The organism is Oricola cellulosilytica (assembly GCF_019966575.1).
Lineage (GTDB): Bacteria > Pseudomonadota > Alphaproteobacteria > Rhizobiales > Rhizobiaceae > Oricola > Oricola cellulosilytica.
In genome coordinates this window covers 329,871-354,895 of sequence record NZ_JAINFK010000005.1, presented here as the reverse complement: position 1 = coordinate 354,895, position 25,025 = coordinate 329,871, and the positions used below count along the sequence as shown (strand labels likewise).

Genomic DNA, 25,025 nt, shown 5'->3' with positions numbered 1-25,025 from the left:
TTTACCCGGTTTTCTATAACCCTTTGTCCCGTCTAGTTATTTTATTTTTTCTACCGAAAACTTATCCACACCTCTGAAGTCTCCCGCATACTTGTGGCACGTTCCTCCACGGGAAGCCGGGTTCATGGACCGGATGGCCAGGCGGAGGGATGCGGTGCCGGCTGGGGCGTGCGGTTCACGCCTGGCAAGAGCTTACGGCCGGGCCCTAGCCTTCAGCTTTTCGGCCGGTCCCACGGGACCGCGAGCCGTGGCCGGGAGGCGGGTGAGCAACCGGCGGGCGGTCGATCCGATCGCACCAAACCATTCATAGAAGCGTGACGACGACCGCCCGCTTCCCATGAATGTTACAATGGCCAGACTGGAGACAGGGCGTGGCAATGGTGAGGCATGTGGCGATATCGAAATCCCGGCCGCAGCCAAACCCAGCATCGTCATCCTCCGGTCAAGCCCGGAGAATGACGATGGTGATACAGGGCGCAATGCCCACACTTTCCGATAAGGCGACAGACAAGGAGAACGACGATAAAATTGATGCCCGTAACCGCCAAAGCTTCCCTGTCCGCCGCGTCCATGGCAGGAGTGCGGGCATGACCGGATTTCTCAAGGATGTCGCCGAAGCGACGCGCGCCATGCGCGATCTGTTTCCCGAGACGCCGCTGCAGGAAAACGTATTTCTCAGCCAGAAGCACGGCTGCCGGATTTTCCTGAAGCGCGAGGACCTGTCGCCGGTGCGATCCTACAAGATCCGCGGCGCGTTCAACTTCATCCGCAAGCGTCTGGCTGAAGGAGCCCACGGTCCGTTCGTCTGCGCGTCGGCCGGCAATCACGCGCAGGGCTTGGCCTTCGTCTGCCGCCATTTCGGGAAGCACGGCGTCATCTTCATGCCCGTCACCACGCCGCAACAGAAGATAGACAAGACCCGTGCGTTTGGCGGCGATAATATCGAGATCCGGCTGGTGGGAGACTATTTCGACGACTGCAACCGCGCGGCGCTCGCTTATGCCGAGGCGGAGGGTGCGGTGATGGTGCCGCCATTTGATCATGCCGACATCATCGAAGGCCAGGCGTCCGTTGCCGAGGAGGTGTTGGCACAAGCGCCGGCAGGCGTTTCGCTCGATCGTGTCGTCGTGGCGGTCGGGGGAGGCGGGCTGGCGAGCGGATTGACCCGCTATTTCGAGGATAGCAGCCAGGGCGCACGCTTTACCTTGACAGAACCGGCTGGCGCGCCGAGCTTGCGCAAGAGCCTGGAGGCCGGCGACCGGGTTCAACTGAAGACGTTCAGCAATTTCGTCGACGGGGCCGCCGTCGGCCAGATTGGTGCGGCGACCCATGCCATCCTCAAGCGCTTTGCACCGGGCGATGTCACGCTCGTACCGGAGGACCGGCTCTGCACGACAATCATCGAGATGCTCAATGTGGAGGGCATCGTGCTTGAACCCGCCGGTGCCCTGACAGTCGATGCGCTCAAGGACATTCCGGAGCGGGAGCGCCGGGGCAAGACGATATTGTGCATCGCCTCGGGCGGGAATTTCGATTTCGAGCGGCTGGCGGAAGTCAAGGAAAGGGCGCTTCGTTCGGATGGGCTGAAGAAGTATTTTGTGTTGCGCATGCCGCAGCGGCCCGGGGCGCTGAAGGACTTCCTCGATCTTCTCGGTCCGGATGACGACATCACGCGCTTTGAATACCTGAAGAAGTCGGCGCGCAATTTTGGCTCGGTTCTGATCGGGATCGAGACCAAAAATCCGGGCAATTTTGCTGGATTGATGGCCCGCATGAACGACAGTGGGCTTGCCTGGCAGGACATTTCGGAAAATGACCTCATGGCCGGACTTCTGGTCTAGCGAAGTGTTTCAGATATCTTCGTCGTCTTCCTTGTCCGGCTCAATCGTATAGGCGCCGTCGGTCTCGACCAGCTTTCGGATCACCTTGTGGCGTTGCGGCGGAATGCGGCCGGAGCGCGACAGGAGAATGGCGATGGGCCGGGTGCCCTCGAACTCGGAAAAGACGATCACCATGATCGCCGTCACGGGAACAGACAACAGCGCACCGGGAATGCCCCAAAGCATGCCCCAGCTTGTGAGCGATACGAGGATGACGAACGGGCTGAGGTTGAGCTGGCGGCCCATCAGACTTGGCTCGAGGAAACTGCCGACGAATATCTGGCAGATGGTGAGGCCTACGAAAGCCGTCGCGATCATGCTCCAGTCGCCCTCGAACTGCACGATGGCAATGGCGGTGGGGAACAGTACGCCGCCCATCGAGCCGATATAGGGAATGTAGTTGAGCAGTGCGATCAGAACGCCCCAAAACGCCGCGAAATCCAACCCGATGAAGATCATCACCACATAGCTTATCAGGCCGAGCACGAGGTTCACGAAGGTCTTGGCGGCAAGATAATCGCCGATCCGGTCGTTGATGGTGTTGACGATCTGGGCGATCAGCGCGCTATCGGCGGGATCGCTCGACAGGCGACTGAGCTTGCGGGCGAACAACTGGCGCTCGGCCAGGGCGAAGCCGGTATAAACCACCACAACGAATACCGAGCCGACAAGAACGGAAATCGAGGTCACGGTCGAGCCGATCAGCGACTGCAACCGGATCTCGCCGAAAACGTCGCGGCGTATCGTTGCCCAGGTCGGCTCCGTCTCGAAGCCGAACTGCACAGCGAGACCCTGAATGATCCGCAGCAGCGAGACCTGATATTGCGGCACCAAAGCGATCACCTGGTTGATGTTGCTGATGATCAGGAAAACGAATGCGACGACAATGAACGCGATGATGAGGATCGAGATTGTGTAGCGGACCGGACCGGGCAGGATGTGGCCGACGAGCGGCAGCTGATACATGCGCCGCGCCAGCGCGACCACGATATAGGCGAGAATGACGCTGGCGATGACCGGGACGAAGACATTGCGGCCGACGTGAAGAATCCAGCCGATCATGATCGCAAGCGCCATGCCGTAGACGAAATTGCGAAAGCGATCGTAGGCCTGCATGGTGTTCCGTTCTTCAGACAACAGGCTGATATTGTGAGTATTGCGCGCGAGTTTTCAACCGGGTCGTCCTGTGGGGCTGCGAGCCATTTTCGGAGTCACTGGTCACGAACGAACTCGATAATGGCGTCACGGACCGCAGAGTTGTTGGATGGCGACATGATGTCGCCGGCGACCACGTGGTTGGACGGGTCGTCCGACGTCTCCATCCGGACGATCTCGGACGGACCGCCCCAGCGCTCCGCGACCTCGGCGGTGACGGCGTGATCGACGACCTCGTCCTCAGGGTGAAAAATAAACAGGGCCGAAACATCGATTGCCTCGAATTGCAGAGTACGAACATGTCTGACCAGCGCCGCCATCGGCAGCAGAGATACGGTTGGATAGCGCGTTGTCCAGTTGGCCGCGTGTTCCTCGTTCCGGGCCTCGAAGCTGCGCTCGGCACCGACGACAACGGGCAGGATCGAACGCGCGAATGGCATGGTCAGCAGCGGCGCCGCTCGCGACTGAATGGCGAAGTTGGGTGATACGAAGACGATGCCGTCAATCCGGTCTTTCATGTCCGGCAAGGTCGCCGCGAGTGCCGCCAGTGTTCCGCCTGTCGAGGTCGCCACGAGAATGACTTTTTCACCGATGCGCTCTCCGATGGCGACGGCCTCACGCAAATCGCGAACCCAATCGGCCACGGTGACGTTCGCCATCGCGCGCTCGTCGCGCCCGTGGCCCGCAAGACGGGTGTAAAACAGATTGGCTCCGAGTTCTGCGGCGGCCAGGTCCGGCACAGGACGAATTTCACCTTTCGCCGCCGAAAATCCATGCAGATAGACGAGCGCAAGCGGAGTCTTGGCGCGCGACTCAGGATATGCCCAGACGATCTCCTTGGCTGCATTGCTTCGGAGGTCGGCGACGCGCGCCTCGGTTTCTTCCAGGTAGACATCGACATCGCTGCCGATAACCGCAGGATCGAAGGATCCGTTCACCTTGACCGGTTCACGCGGACCGAATAGCCAGGCGAGCGCTACGGCGGCGGCAATCAAAAGAAGAGCATAGAGCACGAACTTTACCCGTGAGCGCCGTGATTTCGGCCTGTGGTCGGTCATATCGGCTTGTCGCAATCATTCATCGCACGGACGCCAGCCCCCTTAAAATCGCTGCGATACTGGTAACCGCCAACTTTCACGCTGGCAATCTGCACATACCCGTCCTTGACCGGGCGGGGATCGCGGCACACAAACACAAGAACGGTGCAGCAAGAATCGTGCCCGAACAATTCGACCATCGGGGATCCAGTTCAGATCATGCAGGACGATACATCCGTGCCAGCGCCACGTCTGGAACCCGGAGGCACGATTGCCCTGGAGTTTGACGGTAAGGGCGGCAGTAGATTTGTTGCCGAGGCGGCGTCAAATACAGCGGCGGCGTCCGGGGGATTTACCTGGGTGCACATTCATCGCGATGCTCTTTCCATCGAAGAACTGCTGCAAGACCATGATTGCGATGAGTTCGTGCGCGATGCCCTGACTGCGGACGATACACGGCCGCGCTGCACGGTTCACGGCGACGGGGCCATCGTCATCATGAGGGGCGTCAATCTCAATCCCGGCGCCGAGCCCGACGACATGGTTTCGGTGCGGTTCTGGATTGAAGACAGCCAGGTGATTGGCGTGTGGGTGCGTCCGCTCCTCGCAATCGAGGAAATTCTGGCTGCAACCACACGGGGACAGGCGCCGCGTACGCCTGGCGATCTCATCGCAAAGGTGGCGCTGCGGCTTGCCGACCGGACGGAACCGGTCGTTACCGACCTTAGTGAACAGATCGATGCGCTTGAGGAGCGGGTGGCCGAAGATTTGCCGCCCGCGCTTCGGCGCGATCTGGCTGAAATTCGCCGCGATGCGATCAACCTGCGGCGCTTCATGTTTCCCCAGCGGGACGCCCTCACCACACTAGAAATCGAGGATCTGGAATGGCTGGGCGAGCATGAGCGCAGCCGGATCCGGGAGGCGGCGTCACGAACCACACGGCTTGCCGAAGAGTTGGATGCAATCCGTGATCGGGCGGCCATTGTTTATGACGAGATAATGGACCGGCGATCCGAAGTAATGAACCGCAACATGCTGTATCTGGCGATCGTCGCAGTGATTTTCCTGCCGCTCGGTCTGATCACGGGATTGCTGGGTATCAATGTCGGCGGGATTCCTGGACAGGACAGTCCTAACGCGTTCTGGTTCATTACGGCAATCCTCCTTGGGATCGCCGTGATCGAACTGGCAATCTTGCGTGTGCTGCGCCTCTTCTGACGCCTTCTAGAGCGTGATCCGGTATTTCGCGAAGCCGTCGGACCCTCCTCCGGCGGGTTCGATCTCAACCCCTTTCACATCCGAAATGTATTCCGCGCCGCGCGGACCGGTTTCAAATATCGCCGTCGTTCCCTCCAAGGGCTTGAACCGCCAGTTGGCGTCGGCGGAAGGATTGATTGTCCCCTTGTCGACGATATAGCGGACGATGACATCGCGGTTGGTGTCCGGTGCTTCGAGGATGATCTTTTCCGGTGTGACCCCCGGAAAATTGCCACCGCCGCCTGCACGGTAGTTATTGGTCGCGATGACAAATTGCTGTTCCGGATCAATCGGTTCACCCTTGAATCGAAGATTTTGAATCCGGTTTGCGTCGGGGTTTTCCGGTTCCCCTTTTGCCGTGTATTTCCGAGGCTGCGAAAGGTCTATTTCGTAAGTAACACCGTCGATGACATCGAAGTTGTAGGAAGGAAAATCGTCCGCGATAAGCGGCTGGTCCGATCCGCCCGGCTTCACCTGCCTGAAAATTCCGGCAGACATTTCCAGCCATTCCTTTACGTCCGCCCCGGTGATCACCATTGCGCGTACGGTGTTCGGATAAAGGTAGAGATCCGCAACATTCTTGATCGCAACGTCGCCCGCCGGGACTTCAGTATAATATTCCGGTCCGCCGCGGCCGCCAGCCTTGAAAGGAGCAGCCGCGGAGAGGACGGGAAGTCCCTCATGTTCCGTTCCGCTCATAAGATCGGTGACGTACCAGGTCTGCGCCTGGCTGACGATCTGGACCGACGGATCATCGGCGACGAGCGCGAAATAGGAATGCAGCGGCGCCGAGGTCTTGCCTACGGCTGTGCGGACATAAGCAAGCGTCGCCTCGTGAACATCCTCCACACTTTGGAGCACCGCCTGCTTGCTTTCAACGAGCGGCATAACCTTCCGGTCCTCGCCACGTGCGTAGATGGGGCGCGCCTCACTGGTGAAATCGACAATGCGCCAAGCATTTCCGTCGCGCTCGAGCATCAGGTCGATCAGACCAAGATGCGATCCCCAGAACCCGCCCATTGTAGCCGGCTTTCCGTGGATCGTTCCCCTGACGTGGTCCACTGCATCGAAGCCTTCGTATTTCGGTCCGGGAAAATCGAGATGGCTGTGACCGGTCATCACCGCGTCGATGCCGTCGACCGCGGCAAGCGGCACCGAGGCGTTCTCCATACCTTCAACGTGTTGCGCATCTCCGATGCCGGAATGCGAGAGCGCGACGATGATTTCCGCGCCGTCTTCGCGCATCTGGGGGACCCAGGCGCGGGCGGCCTCGACAATGTCGCGGGCGTTGGCCTTCCCGGCCAGATGGCGCTGGTCCCACAGCATGATTTGCGGCGGGACGAAGCCGATGAGACCGACCTTGAGCGGATGTTCGGAACCGTCTCCCGTCTTCACCATCTTCTCGACGATGATGTACGGCCTGAGGAACAGTTCGTCGTCGCGCGGATTTGCCGCGAGAGCGCCCTTTGTAACATTGGCGCAGACGAAGCGAAAATTTGCTCCGTCAAGCACCTTGAACATGAAGTCGAGGCCATAATTGAATTCGTGATTGCCGAGTGTCGAGCAATCGTAGCCGAGTGTATTCATCGCGGAGATGACGGGGTGCATGTCGCCCTCATTCATGCCGCGCTCATAGGCGATGTAATCGCCCATCGGGTTGCCCTGCAGGAAGTCGCCGTTGTCGACCAGCATTGAATTGGTTGATTCCGCGCGGATCGCGTCCATGATCGAGGCAGTGCGGGCAAGGCCCATCGTGTCGTTCGGCTTGTCGCTGTAGTAATCGTAGGGGAAGACGTGAACGTGAACGTCGGTCGTCTCCATAATACGGAGATGCGCCTGGTTGGCCTGCGCTCGAACGGCGAAGGGATGAAGGACGATCAGTCCGCTCGTTGCCGCCGCGCCCGCAAGAAGCGAGCGGCGTGTGATCGGATGAAGTGCCTGAATTTTCTGAAACGCAACCATGATATGCTCCTGCCGTCGGCGGTGAGTTCGGTCTGCCGATCGGATTGCAGACCGGTTCTTGATGGCTGTCAAGCGCTCCTCGTGGCCGAACTACTGCCATTGACACAGGAAATGAGACCCAACATCCTTGCGGGGAAGGAGAATGTTCATGGCCGGTTTTTTCAAGCGCCTGTTAGGCACTGCCGCAAACGAAAACACGCCCCCGGCAGGCGCTCCAGACGAGGTTTACAAGGGTGTTGAGGTTTTCGCCCGTCCCGTGAAGGAAAGCGGACAGTGGCGCGTCGCAGGAGCGCTGCGGCGGGAAAAGGATGGCGCGATGCTCGAACGCAAGTTCATGCGCGCCGATTTGTTGCCGGATGAGGCTTCAGCAAAGACGGCTGCGCTCGGCAAAGCCCATATGATCATCGATCAGAACGGCGAGAGCCTTTGGCAGGGCGAGGAGCGGATGGTCTGAGTGGACGGCGCCGCCACGTAAGTGCTGGACGCCTCCCGTTCCAAGTTCGGTCCCTTTCCCTTGCAAGCGAGCCGGATGATAGGCTTGCGGTGTCCGGAAGGCTTATGAGTCCGGCATCTGCACGCTGATCTCGATTGATGCATACCATGCCGACAGATCGGCAATATCCTCGTCGCTCAAATCCTTCGCTATAATGCTCATGATCTCATGTTCGCGCTTCCCCGAACGAAATGCCTTGAGCTGAGTCTGCAGATAGACCTCACTCTCGCCAGCGATATGCGGTGCGATCGGTATCTTGGCGATGCCGTCGATGCCGTGACAGGTGCTGCAGGCGGATGCCTTTTCGCGGCCGGCCGTCGGGTCCGCCGCATTGGCGAGACCCGACGCAGCCAGCACGGCGAACAACGCACAGATCACTGTGCGTTGCACGCTGCTCCCTCCCGCCGAAGCTTGATAACACGAAATGCCCCTCATGGCGCCTCGTAGGAAATGCGATAGAGTGCGCCGGCCAGATCATCGGACACGAGCAAAGAACCGTCTCGAAGTTGCGCAACATCGACAGGACGGCCCAGATACTCTCCGTTCTCGTCCTTCCAGCCTTCCGCGAATGGTTCCATTTTCGCATTGCCCTCATCGTCGATGAAGGTGACCATCACCCGCGCGCCGACCGGTTCGGTGCGGTTCCACGACCCGTGCTGGGCGGAAAAGATGGCGTTACGATATTTGGCCGGAAACATGTCACCGGTGTAGAAGGTCATTCCGAGATCGGCCGCGTGCGCGATCGTTTCGACCGCTGGCATCACGACCTCGACAGGCACCTCATCGCTCTTATATTCGTTGGTGCGCACGTCTCCGCCGCCATACCACGGATGACCGAAATTCTGCCCGGCGGCGGTTTGGCGATTGAGTTCTCCGGGCGGAATGTCATCTCCCATTCCATCGACCTGATTGTCAGTGAACCAGAGCTCGCCCGTAACCGGATGGAAATCATGGCCGACCGAGTTTCGGACACCGTAGGTATAAACCTCGCGTCCGGTGCCATCCGTATTGAGACGAATTATGCCGCCGATACCCCATTTTGTGTTCCTGTCAAGATCTTCGGGGGCGGCGACGTTCAGTGGTTGCCCGAGCGAGATGTAAAGCTTGCCATCAGGGCCGACGCGACAGACTCGCGCAGTGTGGTTGTAGCTCTCAGCTTCCGGGGGGATCAGTTCGCCTTGTTCGATCACGGCGAAAGCCGCGACGTCGGGACTTTCATAGAAAAACTCGGCGGCCGGAAAAAGCAGCACGCGGTTTTGCTCCGCGAGATACAGGAATCCATCCTTTGAGAAACACGGGCCGTTGGGTATCGCTTTGGCGAGCGACGGGGCAAAGTTTTTCACCTCATCGGCGACGCGATCCTTGTCGCGGTCGGTTACAGCCCAGACTTCGGTCTTCCGTGTGCCAACAAAAGTAACGATGCCCTGCGGTCCCACGGCCATGTGTCGGGCATCCGGCACAATCGCGTACAAGTCAATTTTGAAGCCCTGCGGAAGCGTTATGCGCTCAAGGGTCTTACGTATCGCGTCGGCCTTGGAACCGTCTTGTTCGATGACCTTGAATTCCGTCGTGCCCGTGGACTTGAATTGGCTCAGCCGCTCCAGATCCGCTTGAGCGTGGGCCGCCACCCCCGTGCACGCGAGTATCGCTGACGCGCAAAGCAACGTTCTGAAAATCGTCATGATATCCTCCCAAAGGCGTTCACCCGGCGGGGAGATAATATCTGCTCTCTTGGACAGGTGTCCTCCCGCGACCCTTGTAACTACACCATAAAGTGGAACCTTACTGACTTCACAAAATATCTCGCTGCGTCGGCGAAATGTGTGCTGCGGCTGCGAAGACCGCTCAGGCAAGAGAAGGATCGATTCCGACGTTGGGCCGATCGATGATTTCACGAAGCGCAAAGGACGAGTTGATCTTCACCACATGAGGGAGAGCGGAAAGCCAGTCGCGGTGTATCCGTTCGTAGTCCGCAAGATCCTTTGCTGCGACCCGCAAGATGTAATCGTATTCCCCGCTCATCAGGTAGCAGACGAGGACATTCGGACAGCGCTTTACGGCCTCTTCGAAGTCGCGCAGCGTCTTTTGAAACTGGCCGGACAGCGAGATATGTACGATGGCCGTCATTGTGTGGCCGAGGGTGCTGTTGCTGACCCTGGCGTGGTAGCCCCGGATTGCGCCCGATTTCTCCAGGTGATCGAGGCGCCGCGAACAGGCTGAAGGCGACAGGCCGACGGTTTCGGCAAGCGAGGCATTTGAAATGCGGCCGTCGCGTTGAAGCGTCGTCAAAATGGCGAGATCGATTGCATCAAAATCCATTGCCGCAAGCTTCCCCGAATAACGTCCCGTTTGGCGCAATTATATTCGAGCATGCTGGTGGTGCCAACATGCTTTTGCAAGGACATTCGAGGGCAAATACGGGATCATTCCCGACGGATCAGCATTCGCAATGCCACGGGAGAGTAGAGACATGCGCGTCGGTTGCCCTAAGGAAATCAAAAATCATGAGTACCGGGTGGGGCTGACCCCAGGGTCGGTTCGAGAGTATGTCGCAAATGGCCACACGGTAATCATTGAGACCAATGCCGGGGCAGGTATCGGCGCAGACGACGCGGCATATTCCGCAGCGGGCGCCAAGGTCGTCGACAGCGCCAAAGATGTTTTCGCGCAATCCGACATGATCGTAAAGGTCAAGGAGCCTCAGTCTTCGGAATGGAAGATGCTTCGCGAGGGTCAGATTCTCTACACCTATCTGCACCTCGCGCCGGATCCAGAGCAGACGAAGGGCTTGGTCGAGAGCGGGTGCACTGCAATCGCGTACGAGACGGTGACGGACGAGCGTGGCGGTCTTCCTCTGCTGGCACCGATGTCCGAGGTCGCCGGGCGGTTGGCGATACAAGCCTCGGCGACCGCGCTTCAGAAGGCCAATGGCGGCCGCGGTGTTCTGCTGGGCGGCGTCCCAGGTGTACTGCCGGCGAAGATCGCCGTCATCGGAGGCGGTGTCGTCGGAATCAATTCCGCCAAGATGGCCGTCGGACTGGGTGCGGACGTGACCATTCTCGACCGTTCGCTGCCGCGCCTGCGTGAACTCGACAACATTTTCAATGGCCGGGTTCATACCCGCTATTCGACCGTCGAAGCTTTGGAAGAAGAAGTGTTTTCAGCCGATGCCGTTATCGGCGCGGTTCTGATCCCCGGCGCTGCGGCTCCGAAACTTGTCACCCGCGAAATGCTGGGCGGCATGAAGAAGGGTGCTGTGCTCTGCGATGTCGCGATCGACCAAGGCGGTTGCTTCGAAACCTCGAAGGCGACGACGCATTCCGAACCGACCTACGAAATCGATGGCATCGTGCATTATTGTGTCGCCAACATGCCGGGTGCAGTCCCGGTCACCTCGGCCAATGCGCTGAACAACGCGACGCTGCACTACGGGCTGATGCTTGCCAACAAGGGGCTGAAGGCGCTTGTCGACGATGTGCACCTTCGCAACGGCCTCAATGTGCATCGTGGACGGATCACCAACAAGGCGGTTGCCGAGGCGCTCGGCTATGAAATGGCCGCGCCGCAGGAACTGCTCAAGGTCGCCTGACTGCGAAAATCCTGTCAGGCACGCTCGATGCGTGCCTGATAGCAATTGTTAGACGCGGAACGTACATGGACAAAAGCGGTCTCGGGATCGCCCAAGAGTGCGGTGGCGTAGGAGATCATCTGCGCGCGCGAGACGACCTTGCCTGAGCCGTAACGGATTCGCTGATCGGCCCCATAGCCCCTTAGAATGTATTCTTCGGATTGGCGCAGGATTTGGGGTAAATCGCCGCTTGGGGCGGCTGCCTCGCATTCACGCCTGTGGAGAAAGATCGGGCCTGTTTCCGCATAAGGCTGCGCTTCCGGAAAGGGGCGATGGGCAAGGATGAGGTATTCCTCACCAGCTGCAATATTCTCCATGCAAAGGCGGCAAGGCGTTCCGTGCCCCGGGATATCGCAATTTCCGGCGGTCGCCCGTAGGCATCCGGCCCGCCTCGCTGGAGGGCGCGCGCGGTCCCGGTTTCGATTGGCAGGAAACGGATTGCGGACATCGCTCCAACCTTGCTCACGATGAAATACCCGCGAATGTTTGGCGCACGAGGGTCTCGGCGGCCACCCGATTCCTGACGCGCATTACGTCAGGCGATTTCATGCCAAAGCCGTCATCTAGCCCTGAACCACGATTCAGCGCTGGACCACACCTTGTTCAGCCAATTTTTGCAGCTCGAGGGCCGCAAGCGGCGTCACCTGGCCCGGTGCCTGGCGATAGGGTTGGAACCCCAACTTTTGATAAAGAGGCAGTGCGGCGGGGTGGTCTAGTGTGCAGGTATTGACGGTCACCTTAGTCGCATCGTCCGACCAGCATGCCTCGAGAGCTCGGCCCAGAAACCAGCGGCCGAGACCGCGGCCGCTCGCATGCGGCATGAGGCCAAAATAGGCGAGATCCGGGCGCGTCCGATCCCGCCGGTTCACTTCGAAAAAGCCTGCGGGGGCGCCGTCCAGGTAGAGAACGTAGATCTCAGTTGCGTCGGCATGGACCTGACGCGCCAGCGCGTCGTCGTTCATGCGCAGGCGCTGCTCCCAGTTCCACGGATATCCGACGTGGAACTGCAGGTAGCGGTAGAAGGGCAGCGGGGGCTTCTCGGCCCGCAAGACGACGGCGTTGACACCGAGAGGCAGGGCGTAGCGTTTCGCCGGGGGACTGGTCATCTCGAGAAAGGTGACGGTGGTTTCGAGGGGCACCGACCTGGCGTTCATAGATCCAGTCATGTTTTTGGCGGGCCTGTTTCGACAGGCGTGTCGTCACGCATGCCCCATTCGGACCATGATCCGTCATAGAGCCGGTGATCGACGGCGCCAAGCGACTCCAGAGCCAGCGATATCACGGCTGCCGTAACCCCCGATCCGCAGGTGGTGACCACCGGCCTGTTCGGGTCTACTCCCGCCTGTTCTAGCGTTTTGCGCAGGGATTCCAAATCTTTCAAATAGCCGTTGTTAGATAGCGTCATTACCGGCACGTTGCGAGCGCCGGGCATGTGGCCGGATCGCACTCCGGTTCGTGGCTCGGGCTCTTCTCCACTGAAGCGGCCGGGACTCCTCGCATCGGCAATCTGGAACGTCGGATCGCCGACGATTGCCGACATGTCGGAGAAGGTGGCAACGCGCGACAAGTCGGGCTTCGGTACGAAAGCGGTCGGCGCAATCTTGGTCGGCTTGTCGGTGACGATGTGACCGTTCGCTTTCCAATTGTCGATGCCGCCATCGAGAATGAAGACCTTATCGGCGCCCATCACGCGAAACATCCACCAGACCCGGGGCGCGGTGAACATGCCCGGGCCGTCATAGACGACAATCGTGTCCTCGCGGTTTATTCCCATTGCACTCACGTGCTGTTCGAAGGTCGAGGGCGAGGGCAGGGCGTGCGGCAGCGCACTGTCAGGGTCGACCACCTCGTCATGATCGAAAAAGACCGCGCCAGGTATATGGGCCTGATCGTATTCATTGCGTGCGTCACGGTTTTGAGCGGGCAGATACCAGGAGCCATCGATGATCGAGAGGCCGGGATCCTTCAGGTGTTTCACCAGCCATTCGGCGGAGACGACAAAGGGGCTTTTCTTGCTCATGTTCCAGCCTGTCAATTTGCGGGCAGCGGCCCGAAGCGAATGCGGAAACGGCGGTTTTCGCGCCCTTTCTTTTCGATCTTGCCGATATGGATGTCGCCCACTTCCTGCGTTTCGGTGACGTGCGTTCCGCCGCAGGGCTGGCTATCGACCGAAGCCGCGTCGCCGATGCATACGAGGCGGATGCGGCCGGCGCCGGAAGGCGGTCGGACATTCTTCGATTTGATCAGGGCGGGATTGGCAGCCAACTCTTCCTCCGTGATCCATTTCGTGGACACCGGATGGTTCGCAGATACCAGATTCATCAGGGCAGCGCTGACGCTTGCCTTGTCGCCGTCCATCTCGGGAATATCGAAGTCAACGCGGCTTTCCTCCTCGCCTACCGAGGCACCCGTGATCGGGTAGGGGCACACGACCGTTAGCAAGTGACAGGCGGTGTGCATACGCATCAACTTGTAACGGCGGTCCCAATCGATATGGGTCACCAGCTTCTCGCCAACTGACGGCGGAGGCTGATTGTTCGAGGGAACATGGATTATCTCGTCCTTGTTCTCGCCACACACGGTTGCCGAGATCGCGATTTTCGAGCCGTCGGCGCGTTCAAGGAACCCCGTATCACCGGGCTGGCCTCCTGAGGTAGCGTAAAAGCATGTCTGATCAAGAATTATCCCGCCGCGATCGTTCACTGCAGAAACCGTTCCCTCTGCCGTTGAAAGATAAGCATCGTCACGAAACAATGCCTTCACCTCACGAGGCATCATGCAACATCCTGAAAGGGTACGTCGATATTGGCCGTATGTTCCATCCATTCCGGAACCGGCAGGTGTTTAGAGCGCAAGAACTCGGGGTTGAACATCTTGGACTGGTAGCGAATGCCATAATCGCACAGGATCGTCACAATGGTGTGGCCGGGGCCCAGTTCCTTCGCCATTCGAATGGCGCCTGCGATATTGATTCCAGTCGATCCGCCCATCACCATGCCCTCTTCCTGGGCCAGTGCGAAGACGATGTTCAATGCTTCATTGTCGTGGACCTGGTAGGCGAAGTCCGGTGTAAAGCCCTCAAGGTTCGCGGTGATCCGGCCCTGGCCGATGCCTTCGGTGATCGACGATCCCTCGGACTTCAGTTCGCCGGTCGTGTAGAAGGAATAAAGCGCCGCACCCATCGGATCAGCGATGCCAATCTTCACATCCTTGTTGCTGGCGCGAAGCCCTTCTGCGACGCCGGCCAGCGTTCCGCCCGATCCGACCGCGCAGATGAAGCCGTCGATTTTGCCGTCGGTATCGCGCCATATTTCGGAAGCTGTCGTTTCGACGTGCGCCTGACGGTTGACCACATTGTCGAACTGGTTCGCCCATATTGCGCCGTTCGGATCGCTGGCTGCGATCTGCTCGGCCAAGCGGCCCGAGAGACGGACGTAGTTGTTGGGATTGCGGTAGGGTACCGCCGGGACCTGCACGAGTTCGGCGCCCGCGAGGCGTAGCGCGTCCTTCTTTTCCTGCGTCTGCGTCTCCGGGATAACAATCACGGTGCGATAGCCGCGAGCCTTGGCAACCATCGACAGGCCGATGCCTGTATTTCCTGCCGTTCCCTCGACAATCACTCCGCCGGGGCGCAGGAGTCCTTTCTGCTCCGCATCGCGGACGATGTAGAGGGCCGCACGGTCTTTGACCGACTGCCCGGGATTGAGAAATTCCGCCTTGCCGAGAATTGTGCAACCGGTCTCCTCGGATGCCCGCCTGAGTTTGATGAGTGGTGTGCTGCCGATTGCGCCGATCACCGAGTCATGCATGATCCGTCCCTTTCGATTTCCCCGGACACTATGGTCTTGCAGGAAGCGCATCAAGGCACATTTCTTTGCGAGAACCGGCAGTTAATGCCCCTGAACACGTTGGAAAAAATGATATTGCCACATCCGTTTCCAGAGTGATCCGGATTGCATCAGCCCGCGTATCGATGTCAAACAAACGGGTGGGCGGAGTTCGTCCAAAATCGATGTGACGTCATGGTCGAGCACAAGTTCGAGAATTTAGACGCGTTACTCGCGCGGTACGCGGCTGGTAGGCTGCCCAAACCTGTGGAGGTTTTGGTATCGTCGCACCTGGAATTGTCGGCGCCCAGCCGTGCGCTCCTCAGCGGAGTTGAAAGCGCGGCGGGTGAATTCCTGTTCAGCGAAATTCCGGCTGCGCTTGCGTCGCGGGAAACTATGCTGGACACCGTCTTCGCATCCTCGACTCAGGAGGCAAGGGGTTCCGATACGTCCCGCTCCCAGGAAGCGGGCTGCGCGATTCTTCCGAAGGCGCTTCAGGAATTCGTAGGCCATACCGTCGACACGATCCCCTGGCGGACGAAAATGCCCGGCTTTCGGGAATTCGAACTTGGCGATATCGACGGCTGTCACGTTTCGATGTTCTGGCTCAAGGCGGGGCGTCCAATCCCGGCCCACACCCATGAGGGGATAGAGCTCACGCTGGTGTTGGACGGTGCTTTCAACGACAACCGGGGACGGTATGGACGCGGTGATATTTCGATTGCAGACGATGCCGTTTCCCACCGGCCGATTGCGGAAGCCGGCCGAGCGTGCATCGGATTTGCGGTCACTGACGGGCCTCTGCGGCTGACTGGCCCGTTGCACCAGCGGATAAGCGACATTATTGGCTTGGGCTGAAACCCCGCGAAAATCAGCAATCGAATTCGTTTTTTTGCCACGCAGGGCCGGCAGCGGGTGTTGGTTTCAAAAGGGAGCTTTGTGAGATGACGCTCTATCGCGTAATGGCCGGCGAAGGTGTGGCCTGGATCACAGGTGCGAGTTCCGGGATAGGGAGGGAACTCACACTGCAGATGGCGCGTAGGGGCTACACTGTCGCGGCCACCGCACGCGGGGAGGACAAGCTCCAGTCGCTTGCAGACGGGACTGAGGGGATGAACGGTTCGATCCATCCATTTGCCTGTGATGTTACCGATCGCGAGGCGATGGCCGAGTTAGTGGATAGGATCGAGAGCGAAGTCGGGCCGATCCGACTGGCGGTTTTCAACGCCGGAAATTACTTTCCGACGCACGGCGAGGCGATGAAGATCGAAAATTTCGTCAAGACCTACCAGATCAATGTTTTTGGAGTTTTGAACGGTCTTGTGCCGCTTATTGAACGCATGAAGGCTGCCGGTAGGGGGCAGGTCGTCCTCGTGGGGTCCGTAAGCGGGTACTCCGGGCTTCCCGCTGCATCGGCCTACGGCGCATCCAAGGCTGCACTCACTCATATGGCGGAATCGCTGCTGTTCGACTTCGAAAAGATGAACATCCGTATTCAGATCGTGAATCCGGGTTTCATCGATACCCCCCTCACGGAGAAGAACGACTTCGCGATGCCGGCGCTCATGCCTGTCGAGAAGGCCGTCGATCAGATGATTGCCGGTATCGAAGGCGGCGGCTTCGAAATAACGTTCCCCCGCCGGTTCACCTACACGCTGAAGTTTCTGCGAATGCTGCCGCATCCGGTATATTTCTGGCTTATGAAGCGCATGACGGGATGGCACAAGCGTCAACTCGATTTTCGGGACACCACGCCCGCGGCGCAAACTCGAACGGGATAATAAATTGCGGCCTCTGCATCGGCCTCGCGCTACGTTCGCGCGTAGACGAGTTGCCGGACGTCAATGAACTCGTCGCGGAAGCCTGCTTCGCAATAGTGCAGGTAGAACTCCCACATGCGGCGAAAACGCTCGTCAAAACCCTGCGCGCTGATCGTGTCCCAAGCCTCCCAGAACCGCTCGCGCCACAGCTTGAGGGTGCGTGCATAGTCTTGGGCCATGATGCGCTCGCCGATTTGGGCCAGGCCATTTTCAGATGTGAGGCGGTGCAGAGCTTGTGGCGTCGGTAACATGCCGCCTGGAAAGATATAGCGCTGGATGAAATCCGGGCTCGCCCGGTAATCGGGAAAGGCCTTCTCATTTATGGTTATGATCTGAAGGCCGGCACGCCCTCCCGGAGCCAGCACGCTGCTTACCTTGGAAAAATACTTCGGCCAATATTTTTCGCCGACAGCCTCGAACATCTCGATTGAAACCACCTTGTCATATGTTGCTGTCTCGTCCCGATAATCCTGGTACTTCAGGCGCACCTTGTCCGAGAGGCCCGCAGCGTAGACGCGTTCGTTAGCGAAACGGAGCTGTTCGCGACTGAGGGTGAGTCCTGTCACGCGACAGCCGATCTCGCGAGCCGCGAATTCCGCGAAGCCGCCCCAGCCGCAACCGATTTCGAGAACGTGATCCTCAGGCCGAATCCCGGTGGCCTCAGCGAGAGCTCGATACTTGGCCGCCTGCGCGCTTTCGAGATCGTGTGCACCTTCCGAAAACAGTCCAGAGGAATAGGTCATGCTCGGGTCGAGCCAGTGGCTGTAGAATTCGTTGCCCAAATCATAGTGCGCGGAGATGTTCCTCGCCGCCCTTGTCTTGGTGTTGCGATTAAGCCAGTGGCGGAAACTGTGGACGGCGCGGACAATCGGGCTTGCCTCGGCGATCTTGTAACCGAGATCTTCGTTGGCAACGAACAGCTCCAGAAAGGTGGTCACATCCGGACTTTCCCAATCTCCATCCATGTAGCTTTCGCCGATACCCACGGTGGATGCGGAGATAGCGCGCTTGGGCAGATTCCAGTTATGCAGGATCACGACCGCATCGGGGCCGGGATTGTTTCCGCCTATTTTCATCACTCGCTTGTCGGGCAGGCGAAGTATCAAGGATCCGAACGGAAGCTGTGTGATAGCCCCAAGGGCGAGGCGCGCCTTCAGCGGAATTCCGCGAAGACAGTGGCGTATGTTCTCGGGGGTGATGTGCACGGCATTACTGATCAGCTCGTCCGCGATGGTTTCGCCACGTCCCCGAATGGCAACCTCGTCGTTGTCAGTCATTGGAACAAACTAACTTCATCATTCGGCGGGGTCCAACCCATGCCCAGCGTCGCGATAGCTGACTGGCGCGGGGGGCGTGCCGCGTGAGTGGAATTTCGCGCCCTTGATCCAGAGTTTCAGGGCCTCCCAATGGATCCCGAGCAGAATCTTCATCGTCATGAACGGCAAGCGGATCAATTGACGGCACAAATTGGCTGTCGTCAGGTCTTCTGCTTCGCCGCTAAACGTGGCTGAAAGGAGCGGCTTGCCGCCCTCGGTTTCCAGTATCCGGAGGCGTACCGTATCGCCCGGCGGAGTCATCCGAAAGAGGTATCGGGTGCCGAGATCGATGAAGGGTGAAACGTAGAAGATCTTGGTGCGCTCCTGGCGCAGGCCGCTAGCCGTAATCTCGCCGGGCTCTATCGGGCACACATAGGTATGGCGCTCACGAAAGGTATTGCGCACCTCGTAGATCAGCGCGCTGAGCGTCCCGTCCCCACCGTAACAGTAATAGACTGAGAGGGGGTTGAAGACATAGCCGAAGATGCGTGGATAGCAGAGGAGCTGTATGCGTCCGGCAGGATTGGCGCCCGCATTTCCCAACAACCGGTCGACGTATGACCGAAGTCCGTCCCGGTTAGCCTTCTCGTCGAGATGGTCGCGTTCATGAAACGAAACGAAATTGCGGCGATTGACGGAAAAAAGACGGGACATTCCCTCCGCTTCGGAAAGTCGATCGAGATCTATGAGCAGCGAAAAGACACGGTACGTGAACCGGTGGCCGAACGGCATCAACCGGGCATGCATGACCTTCCCGGGATAGAGGCGCGCGGCCTCCGGAACCGGAGGAAAAAAGGCTGCGTGGTCGGTCTCCATCATCGTTGCCTATTCTGCCGCTTGAATCGCCGGAAGATGAGCACTTGAGGGAGCGGCAGCGGGGGCATCGACCCGCCAGGGTATGACGCCGCCTAGCGCCGATGCGACCTCCAGGGCGGATCGCAGACCGTCTTCGTGAAAGCCGTAGCCAGTCCATGCGCCTGCGTACCAGATTCCGCCTTTACCTTGGATCCGATTGAGCCGCAATTGGGCTTCGAACGAACTGTCGTCGAACTGGGGGTGGTCGAAGATCCACTCGCCGAAAATCGTTCCCGGCGCCGGATCGCGGACGGGGTTGAGCGTTACGAAGAGCGGCCTGGTATTGTCCAGATTTTGAAGCCGATTCATCCAGTAGGTGACGCAGATTTCGCTCTCGTCACCGGTGCTCGCGTCGCGCAGGTAATTCCAAGCGGCCCAGGCTCCCGGGCGACGTGGCATGAACGATGGGTCGCGATGGAGAACGACCCGGTTCGACTTGTAAGGAATTGCCTCGAGGATGCTACGTTCCTCGTCAGACGCGTCGCTGCCGCGCATGGCGAGGCTCTGATCCGTATGCGAAGCCAGAACCACACTGTCGAAGAGCGCTGTCGATCTTGACATGTTTGTCACCGCCACTCCGCCAACAACCTTCTTCACGGATCGGATAGGTGTCCCCGTAAGCAGCGCGCCCTCAAAGTCCGACAACACCCTCCCGAGATACGTCCTCGAACCTCCGGAGACGGTTTGCCAACTCGGCGGCGTTGTCTCGAGCAGGCGATGGTTCTCAAAGAAGTTGACGAAGGACCGCGCGGGGAAGTCCAGCATTCTGATCCGCGGCGTCGACCAGATGGCCGCCGCCATAGGGATCAGATAATCGTCTCGGAAGCGCGCGGAGAATCGTCGCGCCTTTAGATATTGACCGATCGATATCCGGTCCAAATGGCCGGCTTGGCGGTCGACGAGACACTGGCGGTTGAAGCGGAGGATCTCTTTCAGCATCCACCAGAATGAGGGTGATAGCAGATTGCGCTTCTGGGCGAACAGCGTAAGCAGGTTCTCGCCGCACCATTCACGCCATCCGTTGTCGAGCGAGAGTGAGAAGCTCATGTTCGAGTTCTCGACCGGTACACCAAAGTGCTCGAACAGGGCGGTCAGATTTGGATAGTTTCGGGCGTTCATGACGATAAATCCGACGTCCACGGCTATTTGCGAGCCGTCATAGTCTACATCGACTGTACACGTATGGCCGCCGGGTCGGTCTTCGGCCTCATAGAGGGTGACGTCATGACGCTTGGAAAGCGACCATGCCGCGGCCAGGCCCGATATGCCGCTGCCTATCACGGCAATCTTCTTTCTGGCCCCCCTGGTTTCCGCCTTCAGCGGCGCAACGAAATTCACGGTCAAGCAGTTTTTCCTTTCATCGCGTGATAGGCGTTGAGCGCACGCTCGCGTGCTCGCCGATGTTCAACGATTGGACGGGGATAGGTCTCTCCCAGCCTCACACCCGCTTCACTCTGTACGGAAGCGGGAGCCTCCCAAGGATTGTGGATGTACTTCGCCGGAATATCCGCCAGCTCCGGGACAAACTGTTTGACGTATTCTCCGGTGGGGTCGAATTTCTCGCCCTGCAATATCGGATTGAAGATGCGGAAATAGGGAGATGCGTCGGCGCCGGAACCCGCGATCCACTGCCAACTGGCACTGTTGGATGCCGGATCGGCGTCGACCAGCGTATCCCAGAACCATTTTTCGCCGTGGCGCCAATCGATCAGCAGATGCTTGACCAGAAACGAACCGACGATCATGCGTACACGATTGTGCATCCAGCCGGTCTGCCAGAGCTGACGCATGCCTGCATCGACGATCGGGTAACCGGTGCGTCCGCGCTGCCAGGCGGACAGGAGGTCGCCCGGTTCTCTCCACGGAAACTTGTCAAAATCGGAATTGTAATTCGCGGTCGGCAGATCCGGACAGTTGACCAGGAGGTGATAGGAGAATTCGCGCCACACAAGCTCCTTGCGGAATGTCTGAAGGTCAGCTGTCGGGACCTCGTCCCGGGACATTTCCGTTGCGTGCCAGATCTGAAACGGCGTTATCTCGCCGAACGCCAGGTGGGGGGACAGGCGCGACGTGCCGTCAATCGAAGGAACGTTACGGTCTTCACCATAGCCCGCGAGCCTCTTTGCCAGGAAGGCGTCAAGGCGTGTGATGGCACCGTCTTCGCCGGGCGTCCATTGCGCGGCGATGCCGGCAGACCAATCCGGTCCGTTGGGCAATAGCCCCCAGTCTTCGAGACGATCGGACTGCAGTGACATGCCAATGGGCATCAGGCTTTCAGGCCGCGCTAGCGGCGGGCGTGGCTCCATGCCGCTGGAGAACGCACGCCAGAACGGTGTATAAACCCGGTACGGCCCCCCCGAGACGGTACGCATCTGTGTCGGCTCATGGAGAATGTGCCCTTCGGAGCTTTCAATTGTCACACCGTCGATTTGAAGGGCCTGCTGGATCTCCGCGTCGCGCGCTAAATGTGACGGCAGGTAGCGACGATTCCACAGAACCGTCCGAGCGCCTGTAACGGAAACGACCGAGTGAAGAACCTCGAGCGCCCGCCCGCGGCGCAGTATCAGAGGAGTGCCCATACTCGCCAGTCGCGAAGCAAGCGCTTCAATGGAGTGATGCAGCCACCATTTCTGCGCGCTTCCCAGGGTTGCTGAACCGTCCTCTTCGTCCTCAAGTATGTAAAGCGGAATTACCGGTACGCCGGTTCTAGACCCCGTGGACAACGCACGATTGTCTCCAGTCCGCAAATCGTTGCGGAACCAGACGATTATGGGAGCGTGGCGGGGTTCACCGGCGGGAATGTCGTTCACCAATCACTTGCAAACAATTATTGCAGCGCCTTACGCAGTAGCCTGCGCTCTGGATCAGCAGAAATGGAACGGACATGTGGAGGGGCAATGCAAAACGGCCGCCAATGCGTTGACATGGCGACCGTCCATCGAGAGGTGGCTCCCCGGGCCGGATTCGAACCAGCGACCAACCGGTTAACAGCCGGTTGCTCTACCGCTGAGCTACCGGGGAATAGCGCTCAAGCTGGAGCGAGCCTATATCAAAGGTCGTTCCGATTTGCCAAGGCGAGAAAGAAACTTTTTTTACCGTGATGAGAGACATGTGCAATTACTCCTCGAGCGTAAATCAAGCCCGGCCCGGCGACCTTTCTTTTTCGTGGGCGTCGATTTGAGATGACTAAGACATCCGATGAAGCGTCGCCCCAGTCCGGAAAGCCTCGCCGGCGAAAAATTCGGGTGTTTGGCCGCGACATGCCTGTACCGGGCAGTCGGCAGGGGCGAATGGTTCTCGGCTCTTTCCTGATCATCGGTGGCGTCGTCGGCTTTCTGCCCGTTGTCGGCTTCTGGATGCTGCCTCTGGGGGTACTTGTCCTCTCCCAGGATATTCCCGCCGTGCGGCGTTGGCGGCGCAAGCTTGCCGTGAAGTTCTTCGGTCGGAAGGAAAAACAGGGACGCCAATGATAAGGACGCTTGCCGGGCGAAAATCCCTCTGTTAACAGGACGCGCCATACACCACATCCATGGAATGGCCTCGTGGCGGAGTGGTTACGCAGAGGACTGCAAATCCTTGCACCCCGGTTCGATTCCGGGCGAGGCCTCCACAACCTCCGGCAAACGTCGAGGCGCATTTCGACTGCGCGTTGGTTCTGGAGTGTCAGTGAGGGTGCGCTACGGTCTCAAATGCGGTTTCCCGAAGCTCCGTGCTGCTTGGTAAAGATATGTTGGCAATTGCGGTCGACACCTTATTGTCCATTGCTCTTGATCGTCGGTTGCACAGACCATAGAAGCCAAAGTTCATTGTGATCGCTCGGCGAGGTCTCGCCGAGGCATGGACCGGAAAAGAGAAACGGGTTTGAAGCCATGGGGCAAAATTACGCCGATTTGCGCCAATCAATGGTGGATACACAGGTACGGACGACCGACGTCACCAATTTGAGGATTGTGGAAGCCCTTCTTGCCGTTCCGCGGGAAGAGTTTGTGTCCGACGCGCGCAAACCCTTCGCCTACATCGACGACGACATCGAACTGGCAACGACGAACGGGGTGAGACGGTATCTCATGGAGCCTTCGCCGTTTGCAAAGCTCGTCCAGCTTGCCGATGTGCAGGAGGATGATCTGATTCTGGATATCGGTTGCGCCACCGGTTATTCCTCCGCGGTCCTTTCCAAGCTGGGCGGCGCCGTGATTGCCCTCGAAAGCGACGAGGATCTGGCTGGGCGTGCTACTGAGGTTCTGGTCGATAACGGCTTTGACAATGTGGCCGTAGTGACCGGGCCGTTGCGTGAGGGCTATCCTGCCGAGGGCCCTTATGACGTCATCTTTATCGGCGGAGCAATCGAGGAGGTGCCCGAGGCGCTGTTCGATCAACTCAAGGATGGCGGACGGATGGTCGCGGTCGTGGGGCACGGATTAGGGGCCTTCGCTAACCTCTTCGTTCGCGACGGCAAAAATATCTCCGGCCGAAGGGCCTTCAATCTGAGCGTAAAGCCGCTGCCCGGATTTCAAAAGGAGCCGGCTTTCGTATTTTGAACCGGTAAGGTAGCGCGGCGGCAACTCCGCCGAATTCCAATCGAACTGCCGGGTCAAATTGGAAGCTGCGCGCTCCGCTGCTCCAGAAAAAACTTGCGTGCCGCCGGGTTCGCTCTGGGCAATTTCGTTTGGTCGAGAAAGGTCGGTTGATCCGAAGCGCTTAGCGTGCTGACCGCCCGCACGACCGTTCTGGACGTGGTGTCGGCGTTGTGCAGATCACTCCGCACTCCCGAAGGGAACCGCGATTCGCATGTTTGCCGCCTGACGGACGTCTACCGTCGCTGCAATAAATTTGCCGCGTAATTGCTGTGGGTCACGCTCGCGCTTGCGCCCCCGAGGATTCTCAATGGGCAAGTCATAAGTTATCGTTGCAGCGTGATTCGCCGTAGTTACGGCACGCTGGGGAAAATCGATGGGACAGAGTAACGCACTTCGCGAACAACCATCAATGGACGAGATTCTGGCTTCGATCCGCCGGATCATTGATGCTGGCGAAAGCAAAAGCCGGGGCGTCACAACAGAGAGGGTCGAGAAAGCGCCCGGCGACACGGGCATGCAGTTTGCGCCGGCGACCGTTGTGCCCGCACCGGCGAATGATGCGGGAGATCAAGCAGCCGTTCCGGTATTCGGGGAGTTTTCACGAAGCTCCTCAAGCGAGCCGCTTCAGACGGTAGCAACGCCTGGGGACGATATCACCGCGGCGATTGAGGATTATCTTGCAAGTCAAAAACGCACCTCCGGGCAAGCAGCGGTCGGCCGTGACGGCGCTGAGGCTTCCGAGCGGCAACCTCTTGAGAGCCCATTTCCCGAGCCGGATATTTCTGAGATCGAGGCCGCGCTCGAAGCAGAGTTCAGCGGGCTCGACAGAGATCTGCTCATTGCGGAGCGTCGGGCAAAATACGGATCGCGATTTTCGGAGTCCGACAACGGCGCATTTCAGGAAGTCGCAAGCCTGTTGCGGGGATCCCTGGAGGAGGGGACACGCGAAGATGTGGCCAAGTCCCAGGAAGTTCCGTCGTTGATGTCGAGTGCTGTGACGCAAGCCGTCACTCAGTCCTTCTCCGATTTTTCCCGACGCCTGGAGCGCACGCGGGTCGATATCGACTCGGTTGCGGAGGAGATGCTGAGGCCCATGCTTCAGGAATGGCTGGACAATAATTTGCCTTCGCTGGTAGAGCGGCTCGTTCGCGCTGAAATTGAGCGAATTGCCCGCGGAGAGCCGCGCGGCGCCTGAGCGGATCACCGGCGACGCCCTTT

Annotated in this window: 25 protein-coding genes and 2 tRNA genes; 10 read left to right on the top strand and 17 right to left on the bottom strand. The window is 59.0% G+C overall.

What is annotated here, in order from left to right; genetic code table 11:
- The first annotated feature begins 587 nt into the window (after positions 1-587).
- On the top strand, positions 588-1,841 hold the full coding sequence (ilvA, locus tag LC298_RS14120) for a threonine ammonia-lyase IlvA (protein ID WP_131570398.1): 1,254 nt from the start codon (positions 588-590) through the stop codon (positions 1,839-1,841).
- Between the two features lie 9 nt (positions 1,842-1,850).
- On the opposite strand, the gene LC298_RS14115 is transcribed toward ilvA, so the two are convergent.
- The 3 genes from LC298_RS14115 to LC298_RS14105 all read right to left on the bottom strand — a co-directional run bounded on the left by LC298_RS14115 (position 1,851) and on the right by LC298_RS14105 (position 4,272).
- Entirely contained in the window at positions 1,851-2,996 is a 1,146-nt protein-coding gene (locus LC298_RS14115) for an AI-2E family transporter (RefSeq protein ID WP_131570400.1), read from the bottom strand.
- 95 nt (positions 2,997-3,091) lie between these two features.
- On the bottom strand, positions 3,092-4,093 hold the full coding sequence (locus tag LC298_RS14110; protein WP_131570403.1) for an alpha/beta hydrolase: 1,002 nt from the start codon (positions 4,091-4,093) through the stop codon (positions 3,092-3,094).
- Positions 4,090-4,272, bottom strand: a complete 183-nt coding sequence (locus LC298_RS14105) for a hypothetical protein (protein ID WP_131570405.1) — start codon at positions 4,270-4,272, stop codon at positions 4,090-4,092. Before LC298_RS14105 ends, LC298_RS14110 begins: the two co-directional genes overlap by 4 nt.
- Before the next feature lie 19 nt (positions 4,273-4,291).
- Between LC298_RS14105 and LC298_RS14100 the strand changes: the two genes are divergently transcribed.
- Positions 4,292-5,290, top strand: a complete 999-nt coding sequence (locus LC298_RS14100) for a zinc transporter ZntB (RefSeq protein ID WP_131570407.1) — start codon at positions 4,292-4,294, stop codon at positions 5,288-5,290.
- 6 nt (positions 5,291-5,296) lie between these two features.
- Here LC298_RS14100 and LC298_RS14095 read toward each other — a convergent pair whose 3' ends face one another.
- Positions 5,297-7,273: a bifunctional 2',3'-cyclic-nucleotide 2'-phosphodiesterase/3'-nucleotidase gene (locus tag LC298_RS14095; RefSeq protein WP_199223328.1), complete on the bottom strand. Its 1,977-nt coding sequence runs from the start codon at positions 7,271-7,273 to the stop codon at positions 5,297-5,299.
- Positions 7,274-7,439: 166 nt separating this feature from the next.
- Between LC298_RS14095 and LC298_RS14090 the strand changes: the two genes are divergently transcribed.
- A complete protein-coding gene (locus LC298_RS14090) occupies positions 7,440-7,745 on the top strand; it encodes an HlyU family transcriptional regulator (protein WP_158284795.1) in 306 nt (101 codons plus the stop codon).
- A 102-nt stretch (positions 7,746-7,847) separates the two neighbouring features.
- On the opposite strand, the gene LC298_RS14085 is transcribed toward LC298_RS14090, so the two are convergent.
- The 3 genes from LC298_RS14085 to LC298_RS14075 all read right to left on the bottom strand — a co-directional run bounded on the left by LC298_RS14085 (position 7,848) and on the right by LC298_RS14075 (position 10,103).
- A complete protein-coding gene (locus LC298_RS14085) occupies positions 7,848-8,174 on the bottom strand; it encodes a c-type cytochrome (protein WP_223385675.1) in 327 nt (108 codons plus the stop codon).
- Between the two features lie 41 nt (positions 8,175-8,215).
- Complete coding sequence (locus tag LC298_RS14080) at positions 8,216-9,466, bottom strand: PQQ-dependent sugar dehydrogenase (protein ID WP_131570415.1); 1,251 nt, start codon at positions 9,464-9,466, stop codon at positions 8,216-8,218.
- Positions 9,467-9,629: 163 nt separating this feature from the next.
- Positions 9,630-10,103 carry an Lrp/AsnC family transcriptional regulator gene (locus LC298_RS14075; protein WP_131570417.1) on the bottom strand — a complete coding sequence of 158 codons (474 nt, stop codon included), beginning with the start codon at positions 10,101-10,103 and terminating at the stop codon, positions 9,630-9,632.
- Between the two features lie 151 nt (positions 10,104-10,254).
- Between LC298_RS14075 and ald the strand changes: the two genes are divergently transcribed.
- Positions 10,255-11,373 carry an alanine dehydrogenase gene (ald, locus tag LC298_RS14070; RefSeq protein ID WP_131570419.1) on the top strand — a complete coding sequence of 373 codons (1,119 nt, stop codon included), beginning with the start codon at positions 10,255-10,257 and terminating at the stop codon, positions 11,371-11,373.
- 14 nt (positions 11,374-11,387) lie between these two features.
- Here ald and LC298_RS14065 read toward each other — a convergent pair whose 3' ends face one another.
- From LC298_RS14065 to LC298_RS14045, 5 genes are all read right to left on the bottom strand, one after another.
- On the bottom strand, positions 11,388-11,729 hold the full coding sequence (locus tag LC298_RS14065) for a DUF1203 domain-containing protein (RefSeq protein ID WP_317851180.1): 342 nt from the start codon (positions 11,727-11,729) through the stop codon (positions 11,388-11,390).
- 264 nt (positions 11,730-11,993) lie between these two features.
- On the bottom strand, positions 11,994-12,578 hold the full coding sequence (locus LC298_RS14060; RefSeq protein WP_131570421.1) for a GNAT family N-acetyltransferase: 585 nt from the start codon (positions 12,576-12,578) through the stop codon (positions 11,994-11,996).
- On the bottom strand, positions 12,575-13,432 hold the full coding sequence (gene sseA, locus LC298_RS14055) for a 3-mercaptopyruvate sulfurtransferase (protein WP_131570423.1): 858 nt from the start codon (positions 13,430-13,432) through the stop codon (positions 12,575-12,577). Before sseA ends, LC298_RS14060 begins: the two co-directional genes overlap by 4 nt.
- A gap of 11 nt (positions 13,433-13,443) precedes the next feature.
- A complete protein-coding gene (locus LC298_RS14050; RefSeq protein ID WP_131570651.1) occupies positions 13,444-14,187 on the bottom strand; it encodes an alanyl-tRNA editing protein in 744 nt (247 codons plus the stop codon).
- A complete protein-coding gene (locus tag LC298_RS14045; RefSeq protein WP_131570425.1) occupies positions 14,187-15,221 on the bottom strand; it encodes a cysteine synthase A in 1,035 nt (344 codons plus the stop codon). Before LC298_RS14045 ends, LC298_RS14050 begins: the two co-directional genes overlap by 1 nt.
- 213 nt (positions 15,222-15,434) lie before the next feature.
- Between LC298_RS14045 and LC298_RS14040 the strand changes: the two genes are divergently transcribed.
- On the top strand, positions 15,435-16,097 hold the full coding sequence (locus LC298_RS14040; protein ID WP_131570427.1) for a ChrR family anti-sigma-E factor: 663 nt from the start codon (positions 15,435-15,437) through the stop codon (positions 16,095-16,097).
- An 86-nt stretch (positions 16,098-16,183) separates the two neighbouring features.
- Entirely contained in the window at positions 16,184-17,020 is an 837-nt protein-coding gene (locus tag LC298_RS14035) for an SDR family NAD(P)-dependent oxidoreductase (RefSeq protein WP_131570429.1), read from the top strand.
- Between the two features lie 29 nt (positions 17,021-17,049).
- Here the strand turns inward: LC298_RS14035 and LC298_RS14030 are convergent, their stop codons facing one another.
- The 5 genes from LC298_RS14030 to LC298_RS14010 all read right to left on the bottom strand — a co-directional run bounded on the left by LC298_RS14030 (position 17,050) and on the right by LC298_RS14010 (position 22,251).
- Positions 17,050-18,336 (bottom strand): SAM-dependent methyltransferase, encoded by a 1,287-nt coding sequence (locus LC298_RS14030; protein ID WP_131570431.1) that lies wholly within the window; start codon positions 18,334-18,336, stop codon positions 17,050-17,052.
- Positions 18,337-18,354: 18 nt separating this feature from the next.
- A complete protein-coding gene (locus LC298_RS14025) occupies positions 18,355-19,194 on the bottom strand; it encodes a DUF1365 domain-containing protein (protein WP_131570433.1) in 840 nt (279 codons plus the stop codon).
- A 6-nt stretch (positions 19,195-19,200) separates the two neighbouring features.
- On the bottom strand, positions 19,201-20,550 hold the full coding sequence (locus LC298_RS14020) for an NAD(P)/FAD-dependent oxidoreductase (protein WP_131570653.1): 1,350 nt from the start codon (positions 20,548-20,550) through the stop codon (positions 19,201-19,203).
- Positions 20,551-20,570: 20 nt separating this feature from the next.
- Positions 20,571-22,031 carry a cryptochrome/photolyase family protein gene (locus LC298_RS14015; RefSeq protein WP_131570655.1) on the bottom strand — a complete coding sequence of 487 codons (1,461 nt, stop codon included), beginning with the start codon at positions 22,029-22,031 and terminating at the stop codon, positions 20,571-20,573.
- 145 nt (positions 22,032-22,176) lie between these two features.
- A tRNA-Asn gene (locus LC298_RS14010) sits at positions 22,177-22,251 on the bottom strand.
- A 269-nt stretch (positions 22,252-22,520) separates the two neighbouring features.
- Here LC298_RS14010 and LC298_RS14005 point away from each other — a divergent pair.
- The 4 genes from LC298_RS14005 to LC298_RS13990 all read left to right on the top strand — a co-directional run bounded on the left by LC298_RS14005 (position 22,521) and on the right by LC298_RS13990 (position 25,002).
- A complete protein-coding gene (locus LC298_RS14005; RefSeq protein ID WP_317851179.1) occupies positions 22,521-22,700 on the top strand; it encodes a hypothetical protein in 180 nt (59 codons plus the stop codon).
- Positions 22,701-22,766: 66 nt separating this feature from the next.
- Positions 22,767-22,840 (top strand) — tRNA-Cys (locus tag LC298_RS14000).
- A gap of 259 nt (positions 22,841-23,099) precedes the next feature.
- Complete coding sequence (locus LC298_RS13995; protein WP_131570437.1) at positions 23,100-23,768, top strand: protein-L-isoaspartate O-methyltransferase family protein; 669 nt, start codon at positions 23,100-23,102, stop codon at positions 23,766-23,768.
- A 412-nt stretch (positions 23,769-24,180) separates the two neighbouring features.
- The gene (locus tag LC298_RS13990; RefSeq protein ID WP_131570439.1) at positions 24,181-25,002 is read left to right on the top strand and encodes a PopZ family protein; all 822 of its coding nucleotides are present in this window, start codon (positions 24,181-24,183) and stop codon (positions 25,000-25,002) included.
- Positions 25,003-25,025: the final 23 nt, after the last annotated feature.